Annotated in this window: 2 protein-coding genes and 2 pseudogenes; 1 reads left to right on the top strand and 3 read right to left on the bottom strand. The window is 53.3% G+C overall.

Features of this window, described 5'->3' with window-relative positions; genetic code table 11:
- Positions 1 to 175: 175 nt before the first annotated feature.
- Positions 176 to 1600: pseudogene (locus tag QZ506_RS20750) on the bottom strand (peptidase domain-containing ABC transporter); the annotation flags it as partial.
- Positions 1593 to 1754: pseudogene (locus tag QZ506_RS20745) on the bottom strand (colicin V secretion protein CvaA); the annotation flags it as partial. The pseudogenes QZ506_RS20745 and QZ506_RS20750, both read right to left, overlap by 8 nt.
- Before the next feature lie 14 nt (positions 1755 to 1768).
- Between QZ506_RS20745 and QZ506_RS20740 the strand changes: the two are divergent.
- A complete protein-coding gene (locus tag QZ506_RS20740) occupies positions 1769 to 1969 on the top strand; it encodes a hypothetical protein (protein ID WP_291973614.1) in 201 nt (66 codons plus the stop codon).
- 91 nt (positions 1970 to 2060) lie between these two features.
- Here QZ506_RS20740 and QZ506_RS20735 read toward each other — a convergent pair whose 3' ends face one another.
- On the bottom strand, positions 2061 to 3683 hold the full coding sequence (locus QZ506_RS20735; RefSeq protein ID WP_291973613.1) for a Na/Pi cotransporter family protein: 1623 nt from the start codon (positions 3681 to 3683) through the stop codon (positions 2061 to 2063).
- Between the last annotated feature and the right edge of the window lie 277 nt (positions 3684 to 3960).

Here is a 3960-nt window from a genome sequence, read left to right as displayed (position 1 = left end):
GCGCTGCTTGAGGGCCTTGTTATAAGAGGGCCAGTTGGTGATTTTAAAATTTTGTTTTGCCATGGAGACCTGATTTTGAAACAACTGTGGTGATCTGCTCCGATGATTACCCAAAAGTTCTATTTATTCAACAAAGCCCATATTGAATACACGACCCGATCGTGGGCATGATAGTCTCTCGTTCACTCAGTGCGATGTCGCTGATGCGCTCATTGTGCAGGCCCATCATGCGCAGTTGCAGAATAAACGCGACCAGCGAGGCGATGCGGTCAGAAAACTGGCTACGAAAGGCCGAGAACGCAACAAACATCCCAAGGGTCATTTGATTATCGATAACCAGATCGATACCGAACCACAGGATCACTACTTGAGCACAGGCGGCGATAAAGGTGTTTACGCCGCCGAAGAGCAGATCCAGTCGGGTAATGCGGATGCCGGTATTGAGGGTATCGACTTGCAGGTTCAGTCAATGCGTGTGTCGCCGTTCGCCCATGCCTTGCATCTTGATGGTGGCAATGCCGTACAGCGTCTCCATAAAATAGGAATTGGCACGTGCGCTCCTGACCAGCGCTTCTTCAGACAACTGCCGATAGTAGCTGTAAGTGGCAAAACGGGTCAGGATATAGACAAGGGTGAAGCAGACCACCAACAGTGTCAGGTGGCCGCCGTACAGCCACATCATGATCAATCCCCCCGCCACCATGATGCTATCCATGATGGTACCAACCACGCTGGCGGTGAAGGTGGCCCGCAGCGTGTCGAGATAGCCAAAGCGCGAGTGGATGTCTCCCAGTTTACGCTTTTCGAAATAATCCAGCGGCAAATGCAGCAGGTGCATAAAGAGGCATGATTGCCATTGCACGTTGATCAGCGTTCCCATCACCAGTGATGATCAAGCGCGAACCATACTGATGGCGGCCCGTAGCAGAATAAAAAAAACCAGCGCAAGACAGGTCAGGCTCAATAACCCGCGATCGGCTGCGGGAAGGGCATGATCCATCACCAGTTGCGTGCCAACCGGAACGACGAGCGTAATGGCTTCGATGACCAGAGAAAGACAAAAGATCTTGATCAGCGCTCCCTTGATCCCATGCACGCTGCGGATCAATTGCCAGGCGCTGAGGCGCTTTGTGACTTCTTCAGCCTTGAACTCACTGCCCGGCCATACTTCCAGCGCGACACCGGTGAAACAGCACGCTATCTCAGCCAACTCAACGGTGCGACGCCCCTGTGCCGGATCGTGTACCACAAAGCGGTTATGCTTGGCGCTGACCAGAACGATAAAATGGTTGAAGTTCCAATGCAGGATACAAGGGGTTTTCAGCGCTTCAAGCTCGTGCAGATCCACCGACAGCGCACGTGTTGTCATTCCCAACTGTGTGGCGAAGTCGTTTAATCCGGCAAGTGTGGTACCACGGGTGGAGAGCCGAAACTGTTGGCGCAAGGCGTTCAGATCGATATTTTTACCGTAGTAGCTACAAATCATCGCCAGACAAGCTAGGCCGCATTCGGCTGATTCGGTCTGGTGTAACATCGGAAGCCGGCGGCGCAACCCCAGATCCAGCTGGTCGATAATGCTTTTGCGCCAGCGGTTATTCATACACCGGCCCTGCGGCGCTGTGTTTCATATCGTAAAACGGTGCCAGCATCCACTGATATATTTTCCGCTGTTAGAGAAACAACGTGGTTTGCGCTTCCATCCCGTTTTTCAGATGGAGTATTTTCCCGTTGTAAGGGATCGTCTGTTTATCCGGCCGGGTTTGGCGCTGTGGGCGGTATCGCTGGCGCTGCCGGCGGTGCTGTGAGTGGTGCAGTACAAACCGTTGTGCAGGAAGCGGTTAAACACGGTCCCGTCAGCGTGCCGATCCCCGTGGTGCCGATGGGACCGACCTGGAACGGTAGCGGTGGCGGTGCGTCGCCATGCGTCATGGATAAAGAACTGGCAATCGCGTGTCCTCAGTCGTGTTGAGTACGTTAGAGGTATAACATTTATCGCAGGATGAATGATAAGTGTGCAGAAGGGCAGCGTTTTTGCTGCCCTTCTGCCGTTGTACCAACGATTATTCTGCTGAATCTTCCGGGTCCGGTTCGAGCACATGATACGCCACGGCACAGAACAGTGAATTCAGACGGCGAATATCCCCCAGCAACCCCATATGCAGTGAGCTGGTTTCCAGACTTTGCGGATTTTGTTGGTGTAAACGTTCAACATGCGCATGAGAGTAGCGTCTCCCCAGCAGAATCAAACGGTGCTTGGCTCGGCGCAGGCGTTTGGCGTTGGTCATGTCTCCGGTGAGAAACACCGACATCGCCAGCGAGAGGGAGCTGGTAAGGCGTTGATGCAGCGCCAGCAGTTCTTCCATACCTTCGGAGGATAAGGATAGACGGGCATCCAGCGCCTTGTTGGTGAACGATGAAGAAATATGTTCGAGGATGCCGCCTGCTTGTTTCAGGTTCAACGCCGTATCGATCACTTCCGCCCAACGGCGCGAATCTTCCTCTCCCAAATCGTCTTGACGAATCTGTGCAAGATAGAGCTTGATGGCACTGTGAAGCATGTCTGCCTCTTCATCAAGGCGACAGATCTCGCGTTTTTGCTCTCTGTCGCCCAATAACACCAGGCGAAAACGTTCCAGCATTTGTGCTACTACGTCGCCCAGTCGCAGCGTTTCGCGTACCGCATTGGCGAGGGCAAGCGAAGGGGTATCCAGTGCGCTGTTGTCGAGATAGCGCGGTGCGGCGGTGGCGTTATTCATATCCTCATGGGGCACCAAACGACGACACAGACGTGCCATGCTGGTCACCAGCGGCAGCATCAGCAGGCAGCGCAGCAGATTATAGACGACATGAAAATAGATAACGGCTTCGTCAAAAGCGATGTCCGTGCTGCCTATCCATTGTGCTAGCGGTGCCAGCCAAGGCAAAATCAACACGCAGCCGATAATCTTGAACAACATGCTGCCAAGTACCAATTGCCGCGCGCTGGCACTTTGTCCGCGTCCTCCGAGTATCGCCAGCACACCGCTGCCGAGGTTGGCGCCAATCACAATGCACAGTGCCATTTTCAGCGGAAGCAGTGCGGTTGCCGCCAGCGTAGCCGTCAGCAGTACGGCGGCAAGGCTGGAATAGCTGACCATGGCAAAAACTGCTCCAAGTAGCAGCGCCAATAGCGTGTCATCCGAAATGGAGGTGAAAATCACCAGTATTGCGCTGGAATGGGTGATGGGGGCTGCGGCGGCGACGATCAATTCCAGCGCCAGCAGGATCAATCCAAGGCCGATGCCCACACGGCCCAACTGGCCGATGCGAGTCTTGCGGTTAGACAGAAATGCCACGATCCCGCAGAGCAACAATAGGGGAGAAAGCCAGCCTAAGTCGAATGTCAGAATACGCGCCATGAGCGCGGTACCGACATCCGCCCCCAGCATAATCACCAATGCAGGGGAAAGGGCAATCAATTGCTGCGACACAAAAGAGATGGCCAGCAGCGCGGTGGCGTTACTGCTTTGCACCAATGCTGTTACGCCGATCCCTGCAAGAAACGCCATGCTGGTTTTCTTGATGCTGGCACTCAATATACGGCGCAGGTTTGCGCCATAAACTCGCATAATACCCGTGCGTACGATATGGGTACCCCATACCAGTAGTGCAACGGAAGAGAGCAAATGCAGCAGCGTCAACATAGTCCATCCTGATGAATATTGTGGTTCGAAAACAAGCCGTGATGATTGGTTATTCAGCATGCCATACCGCGATATGCTAACGAAGTGTATCACATGCCTCGTGAGTATTTTATTCTATACCCGTGATCATTGAAGGTGCTTGATTTTACGCGGTAAGAAGATCATGCTCACCCACTATGAAGATATTTATTACCGACAAGCAAAAAGACGAACTCGAACACCTTCATGACACCAGTCGTGATAAGCGTGTTTGTGATCGCATCAAAGCCGTCCTGCT

This window comes from Candidatus Symbiopectobacterium sp. (genome assembly GCF_020054415.1).
Lineage (GTDB): Bacteria > Pseudomonadota > Gammaproteobacteria > Enterobacterales > Enterobacteriaceae > Symbiopectobacterium.
Note: the sequence above shows the minus strand (reverse complement) of the source record. Positions and strands in the feature narration are given on the sequence as shown.